Source organism: Blautia hominis (assembly GCA_002270465.1).
Taxonomy (GTDB): Bacteria; Bacillota; Clostridia; order Lachnospirales; family Lachnospiraceae; genus Blautia; species Blautia hominis.
Window position 1 is genome coordinate 874,500 of record NQOF01000003.1, and the last position, 23,989, is coordinate 898,488.

At 47.8% G+C, this 23,989-nt stretch carries 22 protein-coding genes; 14 read left to right on the forward strand and 8 right to left on the reverse strand.

Features of this window, described 5'->3' with window-relative positions:
- Window positions 1-13 precede the first annotated feature (13 nt).
- Window positions 14-886, forward strand: coding sequence for a phosphatidylserine decarboxylase (locus tag CI595_RS14300; RefSeq protein ID WP_095174270.1), 873 nt, complete (start codon window positions 14-16; stop codon window positions 884-886).
- A complete protein-coding gene (locus CI595_RS14305; RefSeq protein WP_095174272.1) occupies window positions 883-1,695 on the forward strand; it encodes a DNA-3-methyladenine glycosylase family protein in 813 nt (270 codons plus the stop codon). Before CI595_RS14300 ends, CI595_RS14305 begins: the two co-directional genes overlap by 4 nt.
- Window positions 1,696-1,706: 11 nt before the next feature.
- Here CI595_RS14305 and CI595_RS14310 read toward each other — a convergent pair whose 3' ends face one another.
- Window positions 1,707-2,375, reverse strand: a complete 669-nt coding sequence (locus CI595_RS14310; protein ID WP_095174274.1) for an MgtC/SapB family protein — start codon at window positions 2,373-2,375, stop codon at window positions 1,707-1,709.
- Between the two features lie 402 nt (window positions 2,376-2,777).
- Between CI595_RS14310 and CI595_RS14315 the strand changes: the two genes are divergently transcribed.
- From CI595_RS14315 to CI595_RS14330, 4 genes are all read left to right on the forward strand, one after another.
- The gene (locus tag CI595_RS14315; RefSeq protein ID WP_095174277.1) at window positions 2,778-3,569 is read left to right on the forward strand and encodes a nitroreductase family protein; all 792 of its coding nucleotides are present in this window, start codon (window positions 2,778-2,780) and stop codon (window positions 3,567-3,569) included.
- 23 nt (window positions 3,570-3,592) lie between these two features.
- Window positions 3,593-4,525 carry a helix-turn-helix transcriptional regulator gene (locus CI595_RS14320; RefSeq protein WP_095174279.1) on the forward strand — a complete coding sequence of 311 codons (933 nt, stop codon included), beginning with the start codon at window positions 3,593-3,595 and terminating at the stop codon, window positions 4,523-4,525.
- Window positions 4,526-4,707: 182 nt separating this feature from the next.
- Window positions 4,708-5,163: a GyrI-like domain-containing protein gene (locus tag CI595_RS14325; RefSeq protein ID WP_095174281.1), complete on the forward strand. Its 456-nt coding sequence runs from the start codon at window positions 4,708-4,710 to the stop codon at window positions 5,161-5,163.
- 259 nt (window positions 5,164-5,422) lie between these two features.
- On the forward strand, window positions 5,423-6,031 hold the full coding sequence (locus CI595_RS14330; RefSeq protein ID WP_095174351.1) for a peptidylprolyl isomerase: 609 nt from the start codon (window positions 5,423-5,425) through the stop codon (window positions 6,029-6,031).
- Between the two features lie 107 nt (window positions 6,032-6,138).
- Here CI595_RS14330 and CI595_RS14335 read toward each other — a convergent pair whose 3' ends face one another.
- Together CI595_RS14335 and CI595_RS14340 are read right to left on the reverse strand one after the other, a co-directional pair.
- Window positions 6,139-6,996 carry a hypothetical protein gene (locus CI595_RS14335; protein WP_095174283.1) on the reverse strand — a complete coding sequence of 286 codons (858 nt, stop codon included), beginning with the start codon at window positions 6,994-6,996 and terminating at the stop codon, window positions 6,139-6,141.
- Window positions 6,997-7,157: 161 nt separating this feature from the next.
- The gene (locus CI595_RS14340; protein WP_095174352.1) at window positions 7,158-8,747 is read right to left on the reverse strand and encodes a DEAD/DEAH box helicase; all 1,590 of its coding nucleotides are present in this window, start codon (window positions 8,745-8,747) and stop codon (window positions 7,158-7,160) included.
- A 333-nt stretch (window positions 8,748-9,080) separates the two neighbouring features.
- Here CI595_RS14340 and CI595_RS14345 point away from each other — a divergent pair, with 333 nt between their 5' ends.
- On the forward strand, window positions 9,081-11,456 hold the full coding sequence (locus CI595_RS14345; RefSeq protein ID WP_095174285.1) for a glycoside hydrolase family 31 protein: 2,376 nt from the start codon (window positions 9,081-9,083) through the stop codon (window positions 11,454-11,456).
- A 92-nt stretch (window positions 11,457-11,548) separates the two neighbouring features.
- On the opposite strand, the gene CI595_RS14350 is transcribed toward CI595_RS14345, so the two are convergent.
- Together CI595_RS14350 and CI595_RS14355 are read right to left on the reverse strand one after the other, a co-directional pair.
- Window positions 11,549-12,505: an alpha/beta hydrolase gene (locus CI595_RS14350; RefSeq protein ID WP_095174288.1), complete on the reverse strand. Its 957-nt coding sequence runs from the start codon at window positions 12,503-12,505 to the stop codon at window positions 11,549-11,551.
- A gap of 105 nt (window positions 12,506-12,610) precedes the next feature.
- Window positions 12,611-13,735 (reverse strand): aldo/keto reductase, encoded by a 1,125-nt coding sequence (locus CI595_RS14355; RefSeq protein ID WP_095174291.1) that lies wholly within the window; start codon window positions 13,733-13,735, stop codon window positions 12,611-12,613.
- 206 nt (window positions 13,736-13,941) lie between these two features.
- Between CI595_RS14355 and CI595_RS14360 the strand changes: the two genes are divergently transcribed.
- The gene (locus tag CI595_RS14360; RefSeq protein ID WP_095174293.1) at window positions 13,942-15,126 is read left to right on the forward strand and encodes an iron-containing alcohol dehydrogenase; all 1,185 of its coding nucleotides are present in this window, start codon (window positions 13,942-13,944) and stop codon (window positions 15,124-15,126) included.
- 92 nt (window positions 15,127-15,218) lie between these two features.
- Window positions 15,219-15,968 (forward strand): NifB/NifX family molybdenum-iron cluster-binding protein, encoded by a 750-nt coding sequence (locus tag CI595_RS14365; RefSeq protein ID WP_095174295.1) that lies wholly within the window; start codon window positions 15,219-15,221, stop codon window positions 15,966-15,968.
- Between the two features lie 84 nt (window positions 15,969-16,052).
- On the opposite strand, the gene CI595_RS14370 is transcribed toward CI595_RS14365, so the two are convergent.
- Genes CI595_RS14370 through CI595_RS14380 form a run of 3 tightly spaced genes read right to left on the reverse strand, consistent with a single transcriptional unit; the run spans window position 16,053 to window position 18,066 of the window.
- Window positions 16,053-16,562, reverse strand: a complete 510-nt coding sequence (locus tag CI595_RS14370) for a superoxide dismutase family protein (protein ID WP_095174298.1) — start codon at window positions 16,560-16,562, stop codon at window positions 16,053-16,055.
- Window positions 16,559-17,065 carry a manganese catalase family protein gene (locus tag CI595_RS14375; RefSeq protein ID WP_243135168.1) on the reverse strand — a complete coding sequence of 169 codons (507 nt, stop codon included), beginning with the start codon at window positions 17,063-17,065 and terminating at the stop codon, window positions 16,559-16,561. The genes CI595_RS14370 and CI595_RS14375 overlap by 4 nt, the downstream gene beginning before the upstream one ends.
- On the reverse strand, window positions 17,062-18,066 hold the full coding sequence (locus CI595_RS14380) for a uroporphyrinogen decarboxylase family protein (RefSeq protein WP_095174301.1): 1,005 nt from the start codon (window positions 18,064-18,066) through the stop codon (window positions 17,062-17,064). Before CI595_RS14380 ends, CI595_RS14375 begins: the two co-directional genes overlap by 4 nt.
- Window positions 18,067-18,221: 155 nt before the next feature.
- Here CI595_RS14380 and CI595_RS14385 point away from each other — a divergent pair, with 155 nt between their 5' ends.
- The 5 genes from CI595_RS14385 to CI595_RS14405 all read left to right on the forward strand — a co-directional run bounded on the left by CI595_RS14385 (window position 18,222) and on the right by CI595_RS14405 (window position 23,958).
- Entirely contained in the window at window positions 18,222-19,745 is a 1,524-nt protein-coding gene (locus CI595_RS14385) for a PucR family transcriptional regulator (protein WP_095174303.1), read from the forward strand.
- Between the two features lie 166 nt (window positions 19,746-19,911).
- A complete protein-coding gene (locus CI595_RS14390) occupies window positions 19,912-20,463 on the forward strand; it encodes a DUF2284 domain-containing protein (RefSeq protein ID WP_095174305.1) in 552 nt (183 codons plus the stop codon).
- Window positions 20,464-20,736: 273 nt separating this feature from the next.
- Window positions 20,737-21,789 (forward strand): ROK family protein, encoded by a 1,053-nt coding sequence (locus CI595_RS14395; protein ID WP_095174307.1) that lies wholly within the window; start codon window positions 20,737-20,739, stop codon window positions 21,787-21,789.
- Window positions 21,786-23,069 (forward strand): MFS transporter, encoded by a 1,284-nt coding sequence (locus CI595_RS14400; RefSeq protein WP_243135169.1) that lies wholly within the window; start codon window positions 21,786-21,788, stop codon window positions 23,067-23,069. Before CI595_RS14395 ends, CI595_RS14400 begins: the two co-directional genes overlap by 4 nt.
- Window positions 23,056-23,958: a PHP domain-containing protein gene (locus CI595_RS14405; protein ID WP_095174309.1), complete on the forward strand. Its 903-nt coding sequence runs from the start codon at window positions 23,056-23,058 to the stop codon at window positions 23,956-23,958. Before CI595_RS14400 ends, CI595_RS14405 begins: the two co-directional genes overlap by 14 nt.
- Window positions 23,959-23,989 lie beyond the last annotated feature (31 nt).

Below are 23,989 nucleotides of genomic sequence, written 5' to 3' on the forward strand. Positions count from 1 at the left end.
GGAGGATGACAGGATGAAATACATAGACAGAGAGGGCAGTATTACAACAGAGGATTCGGGGCAGGACAAACTTTTAAAGTGGATGTATACCCACAGAACAGGGCGTCTGGCTTTAAAGGTGCTGGTCCGGCCTGTGGTTTCCAAGGCCGGGGGCTGGCTGCTGGACAGCAGGTGCTCTAAGATTTTCATAAGACCATTTGTGAAACAGCAGGGTATCAATCTTGAACAATATGAGAATAAAGAATATGCTTCCTACAATGATTTTTTTACAAGACAGATTAAAAAAGAATATCGGCCAATAGAGGGAGATGCAGATACCCTGATCAGCCCCTGTGACGGAAAGCTGAGCGTCTATCCCATTGACGGGAAAAGACGCTTTTCTATTAAGGGGACAGAGTACACTGTGGATTCCCTGCTGCGTTCAGGACGTATTGCCAGAAGGTATCAGGGGGGATATGCCTGCATCTTCCGTCTGACTGTGGATGACTATCACCGCTATTGCTATGTGGATGACGGCTTAAAATCCATCAATATCAGAATACCCGGTATCTTTCACACGGTGAACCCGGCAGCTAATGCAGTGTGCCCTGTCTATAAAGAAAATATAAGGGAATTTTCCCTGCTTAAGAGCAGGCACTTTCAGGTGGTGCTTATGATGGAGGTTGGTGCTCTCATGGTGGGGCGGATCACCAATTATCACGAGGAATGCCAGGTGAAAAAAGGGGAGGAGAAGGGACGCTTTGAATTCGGCGGCTCCACCGTGATCCTGTTGTTTCAGAAGGACGCAGTGGCGTTTGACAGGAGGCTGCTTATGAATACACAAAACGGTTATGAGACAATTGTGAAAATGGGAGAGAGGCTGGGGGAGGCAGCAGACAACAGATGATAAAGAGAAAAATAGCAGACTTGGATTTAAGACAGATCGCAGAGTCCGGGCAGTGTTTCCGTATGGTCCAAAAAAGTGAAGGGGTGTATGCTGTTTCGGCATTTGAAAATTACTTGGAGATAGAACAGAAGGGGGACCTGTTTTTCTTTTCCTGTACAGAGAAAGAATTTGAGGAAACTTGGGAGGATTATCTGGATCTGCACACAGACTACGGAGCGATCAAAAAATCTGTGGATGAAGAGGATGCCTATCTACAGGAGGCCGTACGGGAAGGATGGGGGATACGGATCCTGCGGCAGGATCTATGGGAAATGATTGTGACTTTTCTGGTATCCCAAAACAACAATATATCACGAATCAGAAAAAGTATTGAGTTGTTGTGTCATACCATAGGGGAAGAACAGTACACCGGGGATGGCGTGAAATATTATGCTTTTCCCAAGCCGGAAGCGGTGGTGCGTGCCGGTATGGAAGTGCTCTCCACCCTGGGGCTTGGATACAGGGACAAATACATTTTCCGTACAGCACAGGCCGTTTTAAACGGCAGCCTTGACCTGGAAATGCTGCGGGCAGCAGATTATGAGACTGCCCACAGAGAATTGGTAAAGCAGTATGGGATCGGCAAAAAAGTGGCAGACTGTATCTGTCTCTTCGGGCTTTATCATATAGAGGCCTTTCCAGTGGATACCCACGTGAAAAAAATTCTGGAAACGCACTATCCGGAAGGGTTCCCCCATGACAGATATAAAGGGTACGCCGGAATACTGCAGCAGTACATGTTTTATTATGATTTAAAAGCTGCCGCGTAAAAGGAAATCTTCTATAGATCAATGGAAGTGATTTTGGAGTTTTTCCGGAGCAGCTCCAGGGTATGGAAGATATCATAGCTGTCCGGAAATTTGACGAAGAGCTTCACTTCCACCTGGTTTTCTTTCAGGCGTTTTACTTTCATACTGGTGATCTTTACTTCATCCATCTGAAAGGTATCAGTCAGGATACTGCGCAGGTCATCCTCCTGTTCCATGACAAGAGTTACCTGTTCAATGCTGGAGGATTTCAGCCACCGGAAATTCCGGTGAAAGAAAAACTGCAGAAGCAGTATCATGACTGTGGCGGTGATGCCGGGAACATACATGCCTGCACCGAGAGCCATACCTACACCCACGGTTGCCCACAACCCCGCCGAGGTGGTGAGGCCGCTGATGTTCATTTTGTGGGTGAAGATGACCCCTGCACCCAGAAAGCCGATGGCAGTGACCACACCGGCGGCGATTCGGGAAGGGTCCAGGTTTACATGGGAGGACAGAACATCAAAGAAACCGTATTTTGATACGATCATCATGAGTGCTGAGGCAAGGGACACAATGGAGTGTGTGCGGATACCAGCCATTTTCATCTGATTTTCCCGTTCATATCCGATGAGGGCGCCGCAGAGAATGGCACCCATCATGCGGAGTGGGTATTTCAAGTAAAGTAGAACGAATTCCATAAAAATCCCTCCGTTTCTGTTTTCACCCATTATAACAGAATATTATTTCAATAGCTAGTGCTACATCCGGCCGGAAACCATGCTGTCATCTTCCTGTTACTGTTCACAGGCCACTGTACCGGGAGGTGTTTCCCAAAGGGATGCTTTGCGATGCGTAGTAAAATCCCGAGTTAGCTGGCGCCAAAATGCAATAAATTGCATTTTGTACCCTATAGGGCAGAACTGTGCATCGCGAAGCGCGTTACTGTGCAAAGAGCTGCGTTTTTAGTATACTGTGAACAGTAATTCTTCTTTACCTTCCAGGCTGACAAAATATGCAGCATTAGCAGTGGGGGCTCTGTCCGGATAGAACGCAAAGGTAGGTATGTATAAAAAAGCAAAAAAGAAAAGGAGGATTGCGCTATGGTAATTATTGATCAGGAGATTTGTGTGGGATGTGGGGCATGTGTGAAGGACTGCCCAGGCAGTGCCATCCGTTTGGAAGAGGGAAAGGCAGAGGCTTACCGTTCCTGTATCCAGTGCGGGCACTGTGTTGCAGTCTGTCCGGTAGATGCAGTATCTATACCGGAATTTGACATGGAGGATGTGGAGGCGTACCGGGAAGGGGAGTTTTCTGTCTGTCCGGAGCACTTTTTAAGGGCTGTAAAATTTCGCAGGAGTGTCCGTAACTTTAAGAAGGAAGTTCCGGACAGGGACGTGATAGGAAAAATTTTGGAAGCAGGACGCTACACTGCCACAGCCAAAAATATGCAGGACTGTACCTTCGTGGTGGTAAGGGAGCAGCTTTCGGAATTTAAGAATCTTGTCTGGCAGGAAATGCCGGGGATCATCCAGTCTCTGAGGGAGACGGGACCTGACTATGCCAGGGCATTTTCCTATTTCTATAAATTATGGGAAAGGGACAAGGAGAAGGATACATTCTTTTTCAACACCCCTGTATTCTTAGTCATTGCCTCCGAAAATCCCCTGGACGGAGGGCTTGCGGCAGCCAATATAGAGAACATGGCAGCAGCAAAAGGCCTGGGAGCCCTCTACAGTGGTTATATGATGCGCGTCATCAGGGAAAGCCCTGTTTTACAGGAATGGCTGGGGATAGGAGAAAAGACGGTCTCCTGCTGTATGCTGCTGGGATACCCGGACGTGAAGTACAGACGTACTGCCCCCAGGAAAAAGGCAGATATTTTGTGGAAATAAAAAGTTGGAACTGAGGTAAAGAGATGAAAATAGACAGGCTGATCGGCATACTCTCCATTCTGCTGCAGCAGGATAAAGTGACTGCGCCTTATCTGGCAGAAAAATTTGAGGTTTCCAGACGGACCATAAACCGTGATGTGGAGGATATCTGCAAAGCGGGAATTCCTCTTGTCACCACACAGGGACAAAACGGCGGGATTTCCATTATGGAGGGATACCGTCTGGATAAAACACTTCTGACCTCCGGGGACATGCAGTCTATTCTGGCGGGGCTTAGGAGCCTGGACAGTGTGGCGGGGACTAACCGGTACCAGCTTCTCATGGAAAAGCTGTCTGTGGGAAGCCAGGAGGTGTTGACCAGCAATGACCATATCAGGATTGATCTGTCCTCCTGGTATAAATCTTCCCTGGCACCCAAGATAGAACTGATCCAAAATGCCATTGAGGCCTGCCGTCTGATAACCTTCCGCTATTATTCTCCAAAAGGGGAGGGAGAGCGGGAGATAGAGCCCTATCTGCTGATATTCCAGTGGTCCTCCTGGTATGTGTGGGGATACTGCGGGCAGAGAGGGGACTATCGTTTGTTCAAATTAAACCGTATGGACAAACTTTGTGATACGGGTGTGAAGTTTGAAAAAAGGCAGATCCCGGACTGTGACTGCTCCCCAAGACGCATGTATACCGCGTCCATCCATGTGAAAGTCCGCTGTGCTCCCCAGGCAAAGTGGCGCTTGATCGAGGAATACGGGGTTGCGTGTCTGAGAGAGCAGAAGGACGGATATCTGCTGTTTGAATGGGACTTTGCAGACAGGAACAGTTTATTTGGGTGGCTTCTGAGTTTCGGGGAACAGATAGAGCTTCTGGAACCCCAAGAGATACGGGAGGAATTGGCCGGGATGCTGGACAGAATGCAGAGACGTTATAAAAAAGAGATTCATATGCCGGAGGAATCATGACAGGCAGTTGTCATGATTCCTTTGTTATAGTAGCCTTAACCCGTGACGGATTCACAGCCATTTCCCCGGAATGTTTTTTATGGCGGCGGCTGCCGGGTACGCGGCAAGATCCTGAAACGGCTCCGGGATGGAAATGGTTTTGAACGGATACGGGAAAAATGAAGAGATGAGGGCTGTTATAAATGGAATATGAAATTGTGGAATTAGAAGAGAAAACTGTAATTGGTATCAGCATCCGTACAAATAATCAGGCGCCTGATGTGGGAGCAGTGATCGGAGGGCTTTGGGAGAAGTTTTTTACCCGGGGTATTTATGAGGGGGTACCGGACAAGAGAAGCGGGATGCCTCTTGGGATTTATTCCGACTATGCGGGCGGCATTTCGGATGACTATGCCTTCACTGTGGGATGTGAGACAAGAGAAGGAGACCATGTTCCTGAGGGAATGGAAAAGAGGCAGATCCCGGCCGGGAGATACGCCAGGTTTGTGGTAAAAGGCCATATGCAGAGGGCAGTGGCAGCATTTTGGCAGGAACTGTGGAGTATGGACCTGGACAGGGCTTTTGGCGCTGACTTTGAAGAATACAGGAATCAGGATGTGGAGAACGCGGAAGTGCATATCTATGTGGGACTGAGATAATATGTTACTATTCAGCCTTCCGGCATCATAGCAACAAAAGCATGCACATAGACTGCATAAACCGCAATCTGGCGCGTGGCTGCCTCGGGATTGCCTTGCAATTGAAAGCAACACCTCGTGGGACAGAGGAAGGCTGAACTGTTACGATAATATAACACCCAGCCTTTTCCTTAGACAGAAAATATGATATACTGACAACGCGGCCGGAGTGTATAACTTTCCGGGCAGAACAGAGAAAAACAGGAAAGGCATGAGAGATATGAAGAAATGGAATTATTTACTGGCGGCAGTGACGTTAGCATTGTCTGTTTTACTGACAGGCTGCGGAGGACAACAGCAGGAGGAGGAGCAGGTCAGTCAGGCTTCCCCGGAGGACCTGCATCATGTGAAAATTAAAGTGAAGGACTACGGAACTATCTCTGTGGAACTGGACAGCCAGGCGGCGCCGTTAACAGTGGAGAATTTTATCAATCTGGCAAAGGATGGATTTTATGATGGATTAACCTTTCACCGGGTGATAAAAGGCTTCATGATCCAGGGTGGTGACCCAAACGGCGACGGTACCGGCGGTTCGGAAAAGACTGTTAAAGGTGAATTTGCCAAAAACGGAGTGGAGAATCCTTTAAAACATACAAGAGGGACCATTTCCATGGCCCGTTCCAGCGATAAGGATAGTGCCAGTTCACAATTTTTTATCGTGCAGGAAACATCTGCACATCTGGATAAAGAGTACGCCGCGTTCGGCCATGTGACAGAAGGGATGGAGATCGTGGACAAAATCTGCGATGATGTTAAAACAGAGGACAGCAATGGAAGTGTAGCCCCTGAAAACCAGCCGGTCATTGAAAGTATTGAAGTGGTAGATTAGTAACTTAGGCTATAAGTCTGCCGGACAGGCAGAAAGCTGCTGTACGGAGTGTCAGGAAGCAGATTCCATGACTATCCGTACGGCAGCTCTTTTTTGCAGCGGATATATTATTGCAGAATATTAGAGCGGAACAGATAGGTGTCACCGCTTTTTTCAAGCGTCAGTGCAGTGTGCATGGCTCCATCTGAGGATTGACAGTCAAGGTAATACATGCCATCCTCTGTCCAGCCGCCGGTACAGATAAAGGTCACGCGGTTGGTATCCCCGTGCTCCACATAGTAGCTGTCGAACTGCTCCAGATAAGTCCAGTTAAACTTACGGATTTCTCCCAAGCTGATACCCAGCTTGCGCTGCAGGAACTCCTCAATCTGCTGTGAAGTCAGATGGATCACGTCTGTCATAAACGGCTGTCCGCTTGCGGCCTGAAGTGCCGCGCTCTCCTCAAAGGTCAGCGGTTCAAAATCCATACCTGCACCAGTGTACAATACCTGATCCAAATCCACTTCCTGGGGAATGCTGTAAGAGGAGCAGAGAAATCCATAATTTTCCATGTCGCTTACGAAGGAGGAAAAATAGTCCAGTTCCTCTGTGCTCAGGTCACGGCGTTCCTCTGTGCCTGTCAGAGGATCAGGAATCTCAGAAGTATTGTTTTCCTGCGTATTGTCCGGAACTTCTGTCTCAGGCGTCTCCACAGGAGCTGCTTCCTCCTGGCTGGAATCCGCAGGTGCAGATATTGGATCGTTATTCAGAGAAATACCTTTTCCGTCCAGTATCTTTGTTGTGCTTTTTTTGCTGCCGGAATTATTTTCTGCATCACGGTTCCCGGTATCTTTTTGGGTTTCCGCGGATGTTTCTGTCTCAGCAGAAGCCTCTTTGTCTTTTTCGCTGCCGCAGCCGCTCACAGAAAAAAGCATTGAAGAAGCCAGAAGTGCTGCCAGTATCAGAGTTATGATCTTTTTCTTCATTGGTGTTCCCCCTTATCAGCCGCAGCATGTATATGCTGTATTTCGGCATAAAAAAATATCTGTATCCCCTTATTTGATTCAGGATATACAGATATTTTATCATAAGAACAGGTGGTTGTATAGTCTCTTTGGGAGCCTGCAAACCACAGTATTAGCGTTCATTACCTCTGATTGGCAGGTTCAATGGCTATGGTGTTGCCTTTGATCTTAGCGGTCTTCATGGCATTCAGCACATCTTTAGCGTATTCTCTCGGAACTTCTACAAAGGTGTATTTATCAAACATGTCAATGCTTCCGATAAGTTTTCCCGGCATTCCGCTTTCTCCGGCAATGGCACCCAGGATGTCACCGGGGCGGACACGCTGTTTTTTACCGATATTGATAAAGAGGCGTACCATTCCGGGTTCCTCCGCACCGGTGTCACCGAAATCAACCACTTCCTCATCCGGCTCCTCCTGAACCATACCCATATACATTTTCAGCAGGGCAGCAGCCAGGTCTAAGGTGGTATAGTCAGAATTGTTGACCTTTTCATCAATAGCGTCGATCATAAGAGAAAGGTTTTCCCTTTCAATGACAGAATCCACGTTTTCCAGAATGTTTTCCATCTTGGTGTTGGCCACATCATTTAAAGAAGGCACTTTCTGGGCATAGATTTTAGTCTTGCAGTAGCGCTGGATCTCTTTTAATTTGTAGAGTTCCCTTCCGCTGGCAAATGTGAAGGCACGGCCCTCTCTTCCCGCACGTCCCGTACGTCCGATACGGTGCACATAATACTCGTCATCCTGGGGAAGGTCGTAGTTAAATACAGCCTCAATGTCATCCACATCAATGCCGCGGGCAGCCACATCTGTGGCAACCAGGATGTCGGTCCTTCCTTTTCGGAAGCTCTGCATTACCCGGTCACGCTGTGCCTGCTTCATATCTCCGTGCAGGCCTGCGGCAAAATAACCTCTGCCGATCAGGGCATTGACCAGAAGATCCACCTGTTTTTTGGTGTTGCAGAACACTACGGAGAGTCTCGGGGAGTAGAGGTCCAGAAGACGGGAGAGCACTTCCTCTTTATTCTTAGGTTTTACGTCATAGTAGAACTGTTCAATATTGGGAACGGTCAGCTCTTTTTTTGTCACCTTGATGACTTCCGCATCTTTCTGGAACTTTTTGGTGATCTCCAGGATAGGCTTCGGCATGGTGGCAGAGAAGAGAACGGTCTGACGTTCCTCCGGAACACCGCTTAAAATAGTTTCAATATCTTCACGGAATCCCATGTTGAGCATTTCATCCGCCTCATCCAAGACAACTGTGTGAACGTCATCCATTTTCAGGGTCTTTCTGCGCATATGATCCATGACACGGCCCGGTGTGCCGATGATCAACTGTGTTCCGCTTTTCAGGGAACGAATCTGTTTTACAATATCCTGGCCGCCATAGATGGGGAGCACCTTGATGCCGTGCAGGTATTTTGCCAGGTTACGGATTTCGTCCGCTACCTGTATGGCCAGTTCTCTTGTGGGGCAGAGTACAATGGCCTGAAGTTTTTTGTTCTTAATATCTATCTTCTGCAAAAGAGGGATACCAAAAGCTGCGGTTTTTCCTGTTCCGGTCTGTGCCTGGCCGATAATGTCACGACCGCTTATCATAGCAGGAATTGCTTTGGCCTGAATGGGGGAGGCCTCCTCAAATCCCATGTAACTCACTGCTTTTTCAATTTCAGGAAATAATCCCAATTCTTCAAATTTCATTGTTTCCATATAAAATAAAAATCCTTTCTGTCGGGGGACTGCCCCGAATCCTTCAAAAATAGGACCGCTTGCGGTCATCAAAAATAGGCGCCGCATAAGCGATGTAAATGCTTATCGCGGCACCCTCTTATACACAATCAGCAGCTTACATCATACCAGAATCAGAAACTAATGTCAATTAGAAGATATCGACAGGATAAAATAGTAAAAATAATAATATTGCATAAAAATGAGAGGTTTTCTTAAAAAACCTTTGCGGGTATTATACAAAACAATTACAATAAAAGAAAGCGAAGGCAAGGCTTCGGAGAAAAATTAATTACAAACAGGAGAGGTACAGACATGAACGGAATGAATGAGAAGCTGGATGCAAGGCCAATGGCGGCAAAGGAAAGTATGATTCAGGGAAAAAATTACAGAATAACGGTTTTGACAGAATCCCTTTTGCGTCTGGAATACAGCAGAGAGGGTGTTTTTGAGGATAGGGCTACCCAGACAGTCCTGAACCGGGATTTTCCGGTACCTGCTTTCAAAGTATCAGAGACAGCGGAGGAGCTGAAGCTTTTTACCAGTGCCCTGGAGATGACATACAACAAGAGGGAGTTTGCAGCAAACGGTCTGTTCATTAAAGTGACCGGCGGAAGATCCAATGAGACAAACTGGCATTACGGGGACCCGGTGAAGGACTTGGGCGGAACGGCTCGTACCCTTGATGAGGCGGACGGCGCCATTCCCTTAGAGAGCGGCGTAGTGTCAAGAAATGGATTTTCCATTGTGGATGACAGCAGCAGCATGGCCATTACAGAGGAAGGATGGGTGGAAGTGCGTCCGAAAGACAGCATAGATTTTTATTTCTTTGGCTACGGGCACAGGTATCAGGAGGCAATAAAAGATTTATATTATCTTTGCGGAAAGACGCCACTTCTTCCCCGCTGGGTATTTGGAAACTGGTGGAGCCGTTATCACAGATACACGGAGAAGGAATACAAGGAGCTGATGGAGCGCTTTGAGCAGGAGCGGATTCCGTTTTCTGTGGCAGTGGTGGATATGGACTGGCATCTGGTGGATATTGACCCAAAATACGGGAGCGGATGGACGGGTTATACATGGAACCGTGATTTTTTTCCGGACCCAGGAGAGTTTATGGACTGGCTGCACGGCAGAAATATGAAGATCACGCTGAATGTGCATCCCGCAGACGGGGTCCGCGCCTATGAGGAGGCCTACGAGCGGGTGGCAAAACGTATGGGAATAAATCCGGACAGCGGGGAACCGGTGCAGTTTGATGTGACGGACAGGCATTTCCTGGAGGTGTATTTTGAAGAACTGCATCATCCTCTGGAGGATGATGGCGTGGATTTTTGGTGGCTGGATTGGCAGCAGGGAACTGTCACAAAGATTCCGGGATTAGACCCGCTGTGGATGCTGAACCATTTTCATTATCTGGACAGTGCCAGGAGAGGAAAGCGGCGTCTTACCTTTTCCAGATATGCCGGAATCGGAAGTCACAGATACCCCATTGGATTTTCAGGGGATACGGTGATCACTTGGGACAGCCTTAGATTTCAGCCCTATTTTACGGCCACTGCCAGCAATGCGGGATACGGATGGTGGAGCCATGATATCGGAGGCCATATGCACGGTGTCCGGGATGATGAGATGACAGCCAGATGGGTGCAGTTAGGTGTCTTTTCACCTTTAAACCGTCTGCACAGCACAGATAATCCTTTCAACGGAAAGGAACCATGGAAATATAATAAGATAACCCAGAGTGTTATGGAAGAGTTCCTGCGTCTGCGCCATAAAATGGTGCCGTATCTGTACACCATGAACCGCTATGCCAGCAGGGACGGGCAGCCTCTGGTGCGCCCTATGTACTGGCTGGAGCCGGAGCGGGAGGAAACCTATGATGTGCCTAATGAATATTATTTCGGGACAGAGCTGATCGCAGCGCCCATTACAGACCCTGCTGATCCCTGTACCTGTATGGGATGTGCAAAGGCATGGCTTCCAAAAGGCACCTGGTTTGATTTCTTTACAGGACGCCGGTATGAAGGCGGACGTCTTCTTTCCGTCTGGAGAAGTGTGGAGGAGATGCCTGTGTTTGCCCGTGCAGGAGCCATTGTACCTATGCAGGAGCTGCCGGAGCAGATGAATGACCTGAGCAATCCTGAAAAAATGGAGATTTACGTTTTTCCGGGAGCTGACAACTGTTTTACTCTCTGGGAGGATGAGGGAGATTCCCTGGAGGATGCAGATGAAAACTGGGTCTGCACGAAATTGACACTGAAGAACAAGGAAGGCTTTTTCGTCTCTGCTGCCCAGGGGAATATTTCCGTACTGCCGGAAAAAAGAACATGGACTCTGCATTTCAGAGGGGTGGAGAATACCACTGTCAAAGTGCAGGCCGAGGGACTAAACGTGGCAGCAGAGCAGTCTTATGATGCCGCTGCATGTACCCTCACTGTCCGGACAGCGGAAATTCCGGTGACCAGTGCACTTGAGGTGCAGTTTGAAGAAGGGCTTTTAACGGCTGAAAATCATATGAACCAATTTGTATATGAGATCCTGGAGCGTGCACAGATCGCTTATGACTTGAAGGAAGCTGTGCTGAAAACCGTGGAGGAGCTTGGTGAGAAGGCGGTTCCCGCACTCTTTGCCATGGAACTGGATGAGGCGCTGCTTTGCGCAGTTACAGAAGTGCTGACAGCGTGCTGAGAATCGTACACGCTTGTTTATTTACAAAATGAAATGCTGCCGTACAGTGTTTTTTGACGCTGTGCGGCAGCATTTCTGCTTATTTCCTTACCTTATATGATGTATTTGTCCAGAAAACGGTCTACCGTGCGGAAATACAGTTTGGGGTCAGTGGCACAGGAAAGTGCGTGGCCCGCGCCGTCTATAACCAGTTTTTCTTTTTCACATTTGGCTGCATGATACAGCTTGTTCAGCATGTAGAACGGAACAAACGCATCCTTTGACCCGTGTATAAAGAGAATGGGGCGGTTGCATTTTGCCACCTGCCGTATGGCGCTGGCTTCCTTGAAGGAGAAACCGTAACGGATCCTGGAAGCCAGGGAGGACAGGTACAAAAAAGGGAAGGCCGGCAGATGGAAATAATTACGGATCTGCACGCTGAATTCTTCCCAGACACTGGTATATCCACAGTCTTCAATAATGGCTTTCACATTAGACGGCAGATTTTCGCCGGAAGTCATCATGACTGTGGCAGCACCCATGGAAATACCCATCAGGACAATCTGGGATTTCGGGTCTTTCTGGCGGAGAAAATCAACCCATTCCAGCACATCTTTTCTTTCCTGCCATCCCATGCCAATGTATTTGCCCTCGCTGTCCCCGTGGCCTCTGGCGTCCGGCAGAAGGACAGAATATCCCCTGTGCCAGAAATGTCTGGCGTATACGCCCAGTTCGCAGCAGTTGTTGCGGTAACCGTGACAGAGGATCACATAGCGTGTGCTTCCCGCCTGTATGGATGGAAGAAAAAGCCCGTTCAGCTTCATACCGTCCCGGTTAATGAGTGTCACCGGGGAGGCCTCTTTTTTGATCCATTCCTTGCCGGGACGGAGAAAATCACCTAAGGGATCAGGCTTGTCTGTGTTTTTTCGCTCGTTCCGGTACATGGGAAATGTGCGGGAGAGAGCAAAGCGGCGCAGAAAACTGGTGAGTACATAAGATGCCCCCACGCAGACACCTGCTCCTGCGATGGCAGCATGTTTTAAAGTTTTGGAAGATAATTTTTCCTTCATGTGTCAATGCTCCTTTATACCTTTCCGGTGTGTAACGGTTCTGTATCTTTGCGGTCACTCCGGCGTTTACAGTATATGGAAATCAGGAGAACAATATACGGAAGATCAGAGTTTCTCCATGGTTTCTTTTACGCGTTCCAAATCATCCCTGATGGACATTGCCTGGGGACAGACCTCCTCGCATTTGCCGCATTTCTGGCACTGGTCAGCACGGGCATCCTCTGCCAGGTCATTAAAGTAGGCACGTTTTGCCTGCTCCTTATTTTCATACATGGACAGGTCATTCCAGATGCGGAAATTCTGTGGAATATTGACACCAAAAGGACATGGCATACAGTAAGCGCATCCGGTGCAGCCGTTTTTCGTCCGCTGTTTGATGGCAGAAGCCACATCAGCTACAATTTCCTTCTCTTTCAGATTGAGAGGTGTAAAGTTCTCAAAGGTGTTCAGATTGTCTTCCACCTGCTCCATTGTAGTCATACCGCTTAATACGACTTTGACATTGGGTTTGCTGGCCACCCAGCGGAGCGCCCAGGAGGAAATACTGGCGTTTGGTTTGTAATCTTTGAAGGGCTCTGTCACTGCGTCCGGCAAAGTGGCAAGAGAACCGCCTTTGACCGGCTCCATGATCACCAGCGGAATGCCCAGTTCCTCTGTCAGTTCATAGCCTTTGTCTCCGGCCTGGATATCTGTGTCAACATAGTTGTACTGAATCTGGCAGAAATCCCATTTGCGGTAAGTGGCTATGGTTTTAAAAGTTTCAAAATCATCGTGGAAGGAGAAACCGAAGAATTTAATCTTTCCTTCTTTTTTCATTTCTTCCATATAGGGAATGATGCCCAGGTCCAGAACGTTCTGCCATTTTTCCTTATCCAGGCAGTGAAGCAGATAGAAATCCACGTAATCCACTTCCAGACGGTCAAGCTGTTCCTGGAAAATACGTTTTGCGTCATCCAGGGTTTTCACATTCCATACAGGCAGCTTGGTTGCCAGATAGAAACTTTTGCGGTCATATTTTTTCAGGACTCTGCCCACAAATGGTTCACTGTCCCCGTTGTGGTACGGATAGGCGGTATCTATGTATGTGACTCCGGCCTTCAGTGCACGGTCCAGCATGCTCTCGGCTTCAGCCTCGTCGATATTTCCGTCTGCTGTCTGCGGAAAGCGCATACATCCAAAGCCCAGAAGGGATGGGGATACGCCCAGATTTTCAAATTTACGGTATTCCATTGTGTAAAAACCTCCTCTATTTCAGTCAGAATAATTTAATTAGTAACTGATATCTATTTTATCATTCTATGCGGGGGGATGACAAGAGATTTCCTGAATTATTAGGCCATGACCATATCTTTTTCGTGGAAATGGATCAGAAAATAAAGTATACTGGAGAAAAGACAGACAGCTGTCTGTAAATGCTAAAAAGGAGAGTAAATGATATGCAGGAATTTATTTATTATGCGCCTACAGAAGTGGTGTTTGGAAAAGATGCGGAGAAGAAGACTGCAGCGGAAGTAAGGAAGTGGGGCGGCAGCAGAGTGCTTCTTGTCTATGGGAGCGGCAGTGTGAAAAAAAGTGGTCTGTTGGGCAACATTGAGCAGGAACTTGCGGATGCGGGGATCGCCTTCAAAGAGTGGGGCGGGGTTAAGCCAAACCCCAGACTGTCTTTTGCGGAGGCTGGCGTGGAGGCTGCGGTTACTTTTGGAGCGGATTTTATTTTGGCTGTGGGTGGGGGAAGTTCCATTGATACGGCAAAAGGTATTGCGCACGGAGCAGCAAATCCGGGAACTGCACTTTGGGATATCTGGACGCAGAAGGTGCCGCTTATAAAAAGTCTTCCGGTGGGGGTTGTCCTGACCATTGCGGCAGCAGGCAGCGAGATGAGTGACTCCGCGGTGCTGACGAATGAAGCGATTGGAAGGAAGCAGGGACTTAGCACGGATTTTAACAGGGTGAAATTTGCTATTATGAACCCGGAGATTACATACACGCTGCCGAAATATCAGGTGACATGCGGTATTGTGGATATTATGATGCATACGCTGGACCGGTATTTTACCCACACAAAGGGAAACCGGATGACAGATGAGATTGCGGAAGCACTTCTGAGGACTGTGATTGAAAATGGAAGAAAGGCCTGGGAGGACCAGACGGATTATGAGGCTATGAGTGAGCTGATGTGGTGCAGCAGCCTGTCCCATAATGGGATCACAGGACTTGGGGCAGAAAAGGATTTCGCACCTCATAAAATAGGACATGAGCTCAGTGCAAAATATGATGTGGCTCATGGGGCCAGTCTGTCTGCTGTCTGGGAGGCATGGGCAGAGTATGTGTATATGGAAGAACCTGCACGGTTTGCTCAGTATGCCAGAAAGGTGTGGGGCGTGCAGGAGGATGATGATGTGGAGGCGGCTAAAGAGGGGATCAGGAGGACTGTGGGATATTTTAAAAGTTTGAATATGCCTGTGTGTCTGGGAGAACTGGATGCGGGAGTGCTGGCGGAGGATGCGTTGGTGGATATGGCTGAAAGGGCGACGGGGAAGGATACGTTTTGTGTGGCGAAGTTTAAGGAATTGCATCAGGGGGATGTGTATGAGATATTGAGGAGGGCGAATCATATGTAAATATAGTTGACATATGTTAATAATGTGATATAATGGGCATATGTTAATAAAAAACGCATTGAGAAGGCGGAGTGTTGTTGGGAGGTGGGGAGATGTCCAGGCCGAGTAAGGAAAAGAGGATCTGCAGGCTGCCGGGGTGCGGGTTGTTTGTGCCCGGTGAGGGTGGCGGACCTGCGCATCGGATTCGGATGACGGTTGATGAGTATGAGACGATCCGGCTGATCGATCATTTGGGGTATACCCAGGAAGAATGTGCGGCGCAGATGGAAGTAGGAAGAGCTACGGTGCAGGCAGTCTATGCAGAGGCCAGGAAGAAACTGGCACGTTTTTTGGTGGAGGCGTCTTCTCTGGAGATCAGCGGCGGAAGCTATAGGATCTGCGGGCAGGATGACCGGCGGCAGAACAGATGCGTTTCATCAATCAGGAGAGGAGATTCAAACATGAAGATTGCAGTGACATATGACAATGGAGAGGTATTTCAGCATTTTGGACACACAGAACAGTTCAAGGTATATGAGGTGGAGGATGGAAAGATCGTGGCATCTGAGGTGATTGATACCAATGGCAGCGGCCACGGAGCGCTGGCAGGATTTCTGAACCAGTGTGGTGCACAGGTACTCATCTGCGGAGGCATCGGCGGTGGTGCAAGGAATGCACTGGCGGAGGCGGGGATCCAGCTTTATCCGGGAGCATGCGGGGATGCGGATGCACAGGTGGAAGCATTTTTGGCCGGAAGCCTGAATTATGACCCGGATACAGTCTGCGCACATCACGGTCACGGACATGAGGGCGGTAGTTGTGGGGAACATACCCATGAGTGCGGCCATCACTGTGGGAATTAATACGGTTATAACTGCAAAAGAAACGGCATCGGCAGGTGAAGGTTCATCTGCTGATGCCGTTTTTATGGGATCAAAAGCTGTTTTTTAATCTTCCAGATTGCTTTTTATTTCCCCGCACGCAATTTTGCTGCCGGAATCCCCTGAAGGCTGTGTTTTAAAGTCATCAGGTTTATCATGGATGATTACCGTCCGGCCTATGATTTCTTCCGGAACGAACCGGTTTGTATAGAACATAGAAAGTGCATAGCCGTCATTTTCAAAGAGCGGAGGTAAATCCCCGGCATGTTCCGGGTGCGGACAATCCTTGGGATTTAAATGGCTGCCGGTAAGAGGAAAATCCCCCTCTGCGTTTTCTTCGCAGGAGGAGCCTTCATGAATGTGAAAGGCAAAGACTTTTTCCTGGCAGGCAGCTTCCGAAGTGGGAAGTCCGGCAATGTCGGCAAGGACAACCGTACCGCCCCACAGCGGGAAAAAGTATACGAAACCTTTGATACTGGGGTATTTCTTTCCGCCGTATACAAAGGAATAGGCTTCCGGTGCAGTGGTGACCACCTTTTGCATGGCTTCTAATAATTCCCGGCGCATATATGTCATTTGCTGCATCCCGGATCGCAGCTGCATTTGGCGGGCATGTCAAAGCTGGGGTTAAAGGCATAGAAGTTCTTAAAGTCCAGTTCTTCCTGCACGGAACGGAGGGTTTCTCCGAAACGCTGGAAATGCACAACTTCTCTTTCTCGCAGGAAGCGGATGGGGTCTATAACATCCGGGTCTTTGATGACACGGAGTATGTTGTCGTAAGTGGAGCGTGCTTTCTGTTCAGCAGCCATATCTTCAAATAAATCGGTGATGGGATCTCCTTTTGACTGGAACTCACAGGCGTTAAAGGGGATACCTCCGGCAGCCTGCGGCCAGATGCCTACGGTATGGTCGATATAATATGGGCCAAGACCGGACTTCTCTATTTCTTCCATGGAAAGGTTGCGGGTGAGCTGGTGTACAATGGTGGATACCATTTCCATGTGAGCCAGTTCCTCTGTACCTGTATCGTTATCGGTATTACACCTCGATAACCGCGCTCCATACTCCATCCCGATCATTTATACGCAGGAAAACACTTTTTGTTATATTTCTCAATCTCTTCGCACACAGCGTCATACACACCGGGATAAGAACAGTCCGGCCCGCCCATACTTGTACAGGGAATAAAATATTTTTGGGGGATCTGACCGCAGATCTTTTCTATCTCAGCGGCGATCTTTTCATGACTCCAGTCAATTACATCGACAATACTGCTGTCCAGGCCTCCCATGAAAGAAATCTGCCCTCCGTATTTTTTGACAAGTTCAGGTACATTGTTTGTGTGAATGGTACCCTGGTGGATATCAATTCCCATCTTTATCAGAGAGGGTACCAGATTGGCAATGTAAGTGTCAGAGTGGTGAACGATAAGGCATCCCTTTTCTTTAAAATATCCATATACTTTCTGATAAGGAGGAACGATGAATTCCTCAAACATCTTAGGGGAGAGAAAAGAGGAAGTCTGGGTGCCAAAGTCGTCATGATGGAATACGAGATCCGGCTGAATGTATTTCATCAGTTCTTTGGCATAAGATAACTCCCAATCGGCCATAAAGTCCAACAATTCGTGCATGGCCTCCGGTTCTTCATAGAAAGCAACCATTGTCTCCTCAATTCCCATTAAATAATATATCTTTTCCAAAATTCCCGGTGCCATAAAAGCTGCAACAAACTGTTCTCTGCGGTCGACGGCATCTGCCTGAGCTTTTATCTCTGCCCAGAATTCGGGAGGATAAATCAATCGGGGAGCTTTCACGATATCTTTCCATTTTGTTATGTCTTTCAGCGCAGCACGTCCTTCACTGTGAACCGGAAGGGGACCGGCACAGCCTTCCGGGAAAGTTACGGTGACGCCCCATTGGTTAACGGTAGTCTCTCCGGGCTTCATGGTGTAAGCAAAACCGCCTATGCTGGTAAGTATGGGATCGATCATAAAGGCGAAAGCTTCATGGCAGTTTACATAGCGGTCCGGGTGTCCGCCTCTAATAGTTTCCAGCAGATTCTGTCTTTTTGTTAACATAAGCAAATCCTCCTTTGATTTGGTGAACTGTATTGCTATCTGTTTTTAGTATAAAATGAAATGGGTTTTCCGTAAATTCTATAAATAAATTGACATTATGGTATAAAATTCCTATACTTTATACAAAACATGTATTCGGGTCAAAGGAGGATTTTATGCGGATCAGTATGCAGATCTTATATGAAGAACTGGCGGGATTTTATCCGGAAAGGAGAAAAATAAGGGGATGGAACACGTTTAAATATTGGGGGTTTCTCACACTTCATGAGAAGCAGGGGGAGATAGCAGAGGACTATGTTATTTTAGGCCGGGCGGCAGAATTTGACAGGTACAAAATTCCTGATACGTGCGGAGTGATATGCCTGGGAAGGTATGAAGGGGAAATAAACAAAAGCCAGGAGTGGATCTTTCTTTCGGAAACTGCGGAATTGGAAGAAGTGCAGCAGATACTTCAAAATACATTCCGCAGATATCTCCTCTGGGAGGAGAGTCTGTGTCTGGCTCTTAGGCGAAATGAGGATGTGGAGAGTTATTGCCGTGTAAGTATTCCCATTTTTAATAATCCCATTTTTGTGCATGACGGCAACTTTGAAATCATAGCCAGTGTCAATGAAATGGAAGGACAGGTATCCTGGAATTATGAAAAGGACAGTGGAAAAAAGACAGTGACAATGGAGACGATGAATGATATTAAAGTGTCACCGGATTATCAGGAAAGCTTAAAAACCAGGGGCCCTCAAATATTCCCCAGCCAGCAGTTTGGATATAGGGGGTTATATGTGAATTTTTGGTCGGAGCATATGTTTCTGGGGAGGATCTGTATCAATGAGTTAGGAAGAGAATTTAGAGAAAGTGATTACCCTCTCATAGAGTATCTGGCGGAATATGTAATGGCTGCTTTGGAAAGAGGATGCCTTATGCAGGCGGGGGACTCCAGAGACCTGGAGCAGTCTTTTTATGAACTTCTGCAGCATGGAAATACCGATGAGAGTCTTCTTATGATGCGTTTAAAATACCAGAATTGGGATTCCTCAGACAGTTATCAATGCATTCGGCTCCAGATAAACAACCGGGATCTCTCAACGCATGCGGTGGCTTATACCTGCCGGCGTCTGGAGAATATGTTTGCCGGACTCTACGCATTTCCTTTTGAGGAAGGGATCGCCATAATTGTGGATCTTACGCGGATAAACTGCGCAAAAGATGAATTTATGCAGAGGTTCGCGGTTTTTCTCAGAGAAGGAATCTTTAAGGCCGGCTTCAGCGGAGATGGGGCGGACTTTATGAATCTCAGATATTACTATCAGCAATGTACGGCAGCACTGCTGATGGGGGAAAAAGAGGATCCCTCGTTCTGGATCTACAAATTCCAGGACTATTCCGTCTCCTACTTATTTTATCAGGGCTGCCGCACGCTGGCACCTGAAATGTACTGTGAACCGGGAATTTTATTGCTCAAAAAATATGATGGAGATCATGGCACTGACTTTTTTGATACGCTGCGTGTATTTCTTGAAAATGACAGAAATATAGCCCACACTGCCCAAAAACTATATGTCCATAGAAGTACACTGCTGTATCGTCTGGAGAAGATCAGCAAAATAACGGGTCTGAACCTGGATGACTATGGAGTTCGGTTCAAGGTAATGCTTTCTATTGAAATATTAAAAGCAAAATGAGATGTAAGAGCTGTCATTGCGGCAGCGTTGTTTCGGCAGCGGCATGTATTTTAAAGAAACATTAACATGGCGGTACCTGGGCGGAAGTGCTATACTGTAAGAAAAGTAAAGCAGGCGAAATTTAGGTGGAACGCGTAAAAACAGACAGAAAAAGGAGGCGTGTGATATGTACAAAACAGCAACTTACACAGCAGTGGTACCGGTGGAAGACTACATAGAAGGTTATGTGGATGTGGACACGTTTTTAGAGTGCTGCAGAGCATGTCCGAATTACGATACGGTATGGTCCTGCCCGTCTTACGATTTTGACGTTTTATCATACTGGAGAAAATATAAGACTCTGGAACTGACCGCCGTTAAAATAATCTTTGACGAGGATTTTGCGGGAAAGGCATTTACAAAGGAGGAGCAGGATGAGATCCTTGGGCAGTCCCTCCGTGTGGAGAAGGGAAAGTTGTCGGAAATACTCTGGGAAAAAGAAAAAGAATATCCGGGCAGTATCAGCCTGTCGGCAGGTTCCTGCGATCTGTGTCAGGGAAACTGTACCAGACCGGATAAAAAAGCGTGTCGTTTTCCGGAAAAGATGCGTTATTCCATAGAATCCATCGGAGGCAATGTGGGGCTTACACTCAGTAAGCTCATGGGAATCGAGCTGGAATGGATGGAAGAGGGGAAGCTGCCTCATTATTTTGTGCTGGTGTGCGGGCTTTTAAGGTAAACGGTTACTATTCACAGCCCTGCAAAAACGCAGTCTGTAAACAGTAACACGCTTCGCGATGCACAGATATGGAGCATTCTGCCCCATATCGCGCAGACTGCCTCGGGATTTTCATGCGCAAGCGCATAAAAACACCTCGCGGGATAGCAGCCGTGAATAGTAACAGTAAACTGCAAATGGGTAAAAAAGGAACTTGACAGGGAATGTCATTTGTTATACACTTTTATCATAAACTTATAAAAGTATACGATAAAAGCAAAAAGGAGAATGCATATGGACACTCTGACTGCCAGACCAAAAGTATTAAAACAGGCAAATCTTTCCCTCATACGGAAAGTCCTGAAAGCAAAAGGAACTGCCACCAGGGCAGAGATTGCCTATGAGACAAAGATCAGTTCCACCACAGTCCGTTCCCTATTGTCTGAAATGATGCAGAACGGAGAAATTGAGAGTGTTGGATACGATGAGTCCAACGGAGGAAGAAAGGCGGAGCGCTATGGATTCAGGCCCGATCGGTATTACGGTGCAGCTTTCTGTATCACAGGAGACCAGATTTACGGTTTGCTGATCAATGTCTGCAGCGAGATCGTGGAAAAAACAAGGCTGCAGGCAGTCAACGGTGATTTTGAGAGCGCCGTCACCGATTGGCTGGATGAGCTGGTCAAAAAAAGAGAACTCAAGTCCATAGGCATTGGCGTGCCTGGAGCAGTGGAAGGGGGAGGGTATTGGAGGACCAATGAGACTGACGGGAAATTATATAAAGTAAATATAGGTGACAACCTTGAAAAACGGTATAAAATCCCGGTAGTGCTGGAAAATGACTTAAATGCCACTGCCATCGGATTCGGTCGGTGTTACGCAAAGGAGTTTCCATGTGAGAACCCGAATAACGTGAATATGGCATTTCTCTATTTTGAAAAGGGCTGTGTAAGCGCAGGCTTTATCGCAGGGGGCAGGGTTGTCCACGGAAATAATAATTTTGCGGGGGAGCTGGGACTGCTGCCCATGGAACACGGAAAGACGCTGGATGCCTGTATGGCAGAGCCTATGGAGGACGTCACATATGTAAATCTGGTGGTCCAAGTCATCAGTTTTATCTGCGGAATTCTGAATCCGCAGTATGTGGTCCTTGGCGGTCCCAGTCTGCGGAAGAACTGTATCGGGCCTGTTGGTGACGGCCTTTCCGCCTTTCTGCCGAAGCATCTTCTGCCTGAGATCCTCTATTCTAAGGATGTGTGGCAGGATTATTTTGACGGTATGGCAAGTCTTACCGCCGGGAAAATGTTCGACGAGGTACAGTTTGTAAAGGCGCAGCCATGTTTATGAGTAAGAGAGAGAAAATCCTTGATACCGGACCCCGGGTCTGTTTCTTTGTGCAGACTGGGTTCGGAACGGCATTTACTTATCTGACCAGCGGTGTATTCCTGAGTGGGTTTGCACTTCTTATGGGGGCAGGGGATGTGCTGGTCAGTTATCTGAGTGTGGTGGTAAATATCTGTGGTGTGCTGATCCTTGGGCTTGCACCATATTTGGAACGGTTTCAGAGCCGTAAGCGGCTGACGGTCATATTTACGGTGTTGTCCAGAACAGCTACGCTTTTTATTGTCATCATACCGGCTGTGGTTCCAAGGAAGATACAGATTCCGGCATTTATCCTGGCTGTGGTTACAGCTTTTACACTGCAGGCCCAGGCAGCGGTGGCTCTGAACCAGTGGATGATGGGTTTTATTGATGAAAAGAAAAGTGGTCAGTACATATCACTGAGACAGACACTCACCCTGAGTGTTACCGTTATTTTGTCCGTGACAGGTGGTATCTGGATGGATCATATGAAGGGAAAGTACCTGGGATTTGTTGTTTTATTTGGCGCGGCAGCCCTGATGAGTGTCTTTGAGATCATACTTCTTTTGCGGACACCGGATGGTGCCCCGTACCGGCCTGCCGGGATGGGGTGCAGACTTCGGGACGCGCTGAAGATTCCCCTTAGAGACCGGACTTTTATGGGGTTTGTGATCTATATTCTGGCATTCTATCTGCTTCTTAATATTTCAGACAGTTTTACCATGGTGTATATGATAAAATATCTGGCGCTGCCTTATAAAACAGTGACAGCAATGTATATGATCATTTCTCTGCCCCAGATTGTGCTGCTGGGCTTTTGGGGAAGGATCAGTGATAAGCGGGGGCATGCGTTTGTTTTGAAAACCTCGGTGTGGCTGTTTGCCGGGGAGACACTGTTCATGTCTTTTGCAGCGCCAAAAAACTGGTTCTTGTTTATACCGGCGGCGTTTCTCGTGTCCTCCGCCGCGAATGCCGGTTTTGTGGTTGCGGTTTTTAACAGGAGATATGAGCTGATGCCAAAAGGAAACAGAATTCTGTATGACAACTTTTATACAGCAATGATCGGGCTTGGATTTATTTTGGGGCCAATGATCGGTGGGGCCGTAAAAGGCATTCTGGAGTCAGGTGCTGCCGTGAGATCTGCTGCCGCTATGAACGGGATACGTGGTCTATATCTGATATCCACAGCGGGTATTTTGCTTCTGCAGGTGATTTACTACCATCTGCAGGGAAAAAGGGAGGTGTGTGTCCATGTCAAAGGTTGATTTCCATATCCATACCAAATTCAGTGATGACGGAGAATTTTCTCCGGGAGAGATTGTCAGACAGTGTGAGGCCGGCGGGATGGAGTGGATTGCTGTTACAGACCATAATTCTGTCCGCGGCGTGTCAAAAGCTATGGAGGAAGCTGTTTCTGTCCGGGTCATATCCGGTGTGGAGCTGGATTGTGTGTACAGGGGGCATGATTTTCACCTTTTGGGATATGGCATTGATGTGTCCCGGGAGGAATTTTGGGAGATAGAACAGGATATCCTCAACCAGGAGAGAAGGGCAGCAGAGGAAAAGATCAGGCTGTTTTCGCAGGCATCCGGCATTTATGTTGATGCAGATAAGATTCTTGCAGACTCAGAAAATGGTGTTGTGACAGGAGAGCAGATCGCTGCGTATGTCCTGGGACGGAAGGAAGCAGAGAGAGATGAGAGACTGGTACCTTATCTTCCCGGCGGACAGAAAAGTGATATGCCCAATGTGCGGTTCTACTGGGATTTTTTCTCCAAAGGAAAGCCTGCCTATGTGGAGATCTCTTATCTTTCCCTTCCTGATGCCGCAGCTCTGATACACAGCGCCGGCGGCATGGCGGTCCTTGCGCATCCGGGCCAAAACCTGAAAGGGGATGATGAACTGCTGGCTGGAATAATGGAGGAGAAGATTGACGGGATTGAGGCATTTTCTTCTTATCACAGCAGGGCAGAAGCGGCGCATTATCTGGAAGCTGCCATACAGGGCGGTCTTCTTGTTACCTGCGGCAGTGATTTTCATGGCAGACATAAGCCAAATATCAGGCTGGGCGGCCACAACGCCCTGTGGAGTGACGAAAAACTCCTGTCGGAAATGAAAAAAAGCCCCTTACTGAGGCAGCCTGTTCTTTTATAGAACAGGCTGTCCGGTCAGGAGCGGGAAGTGC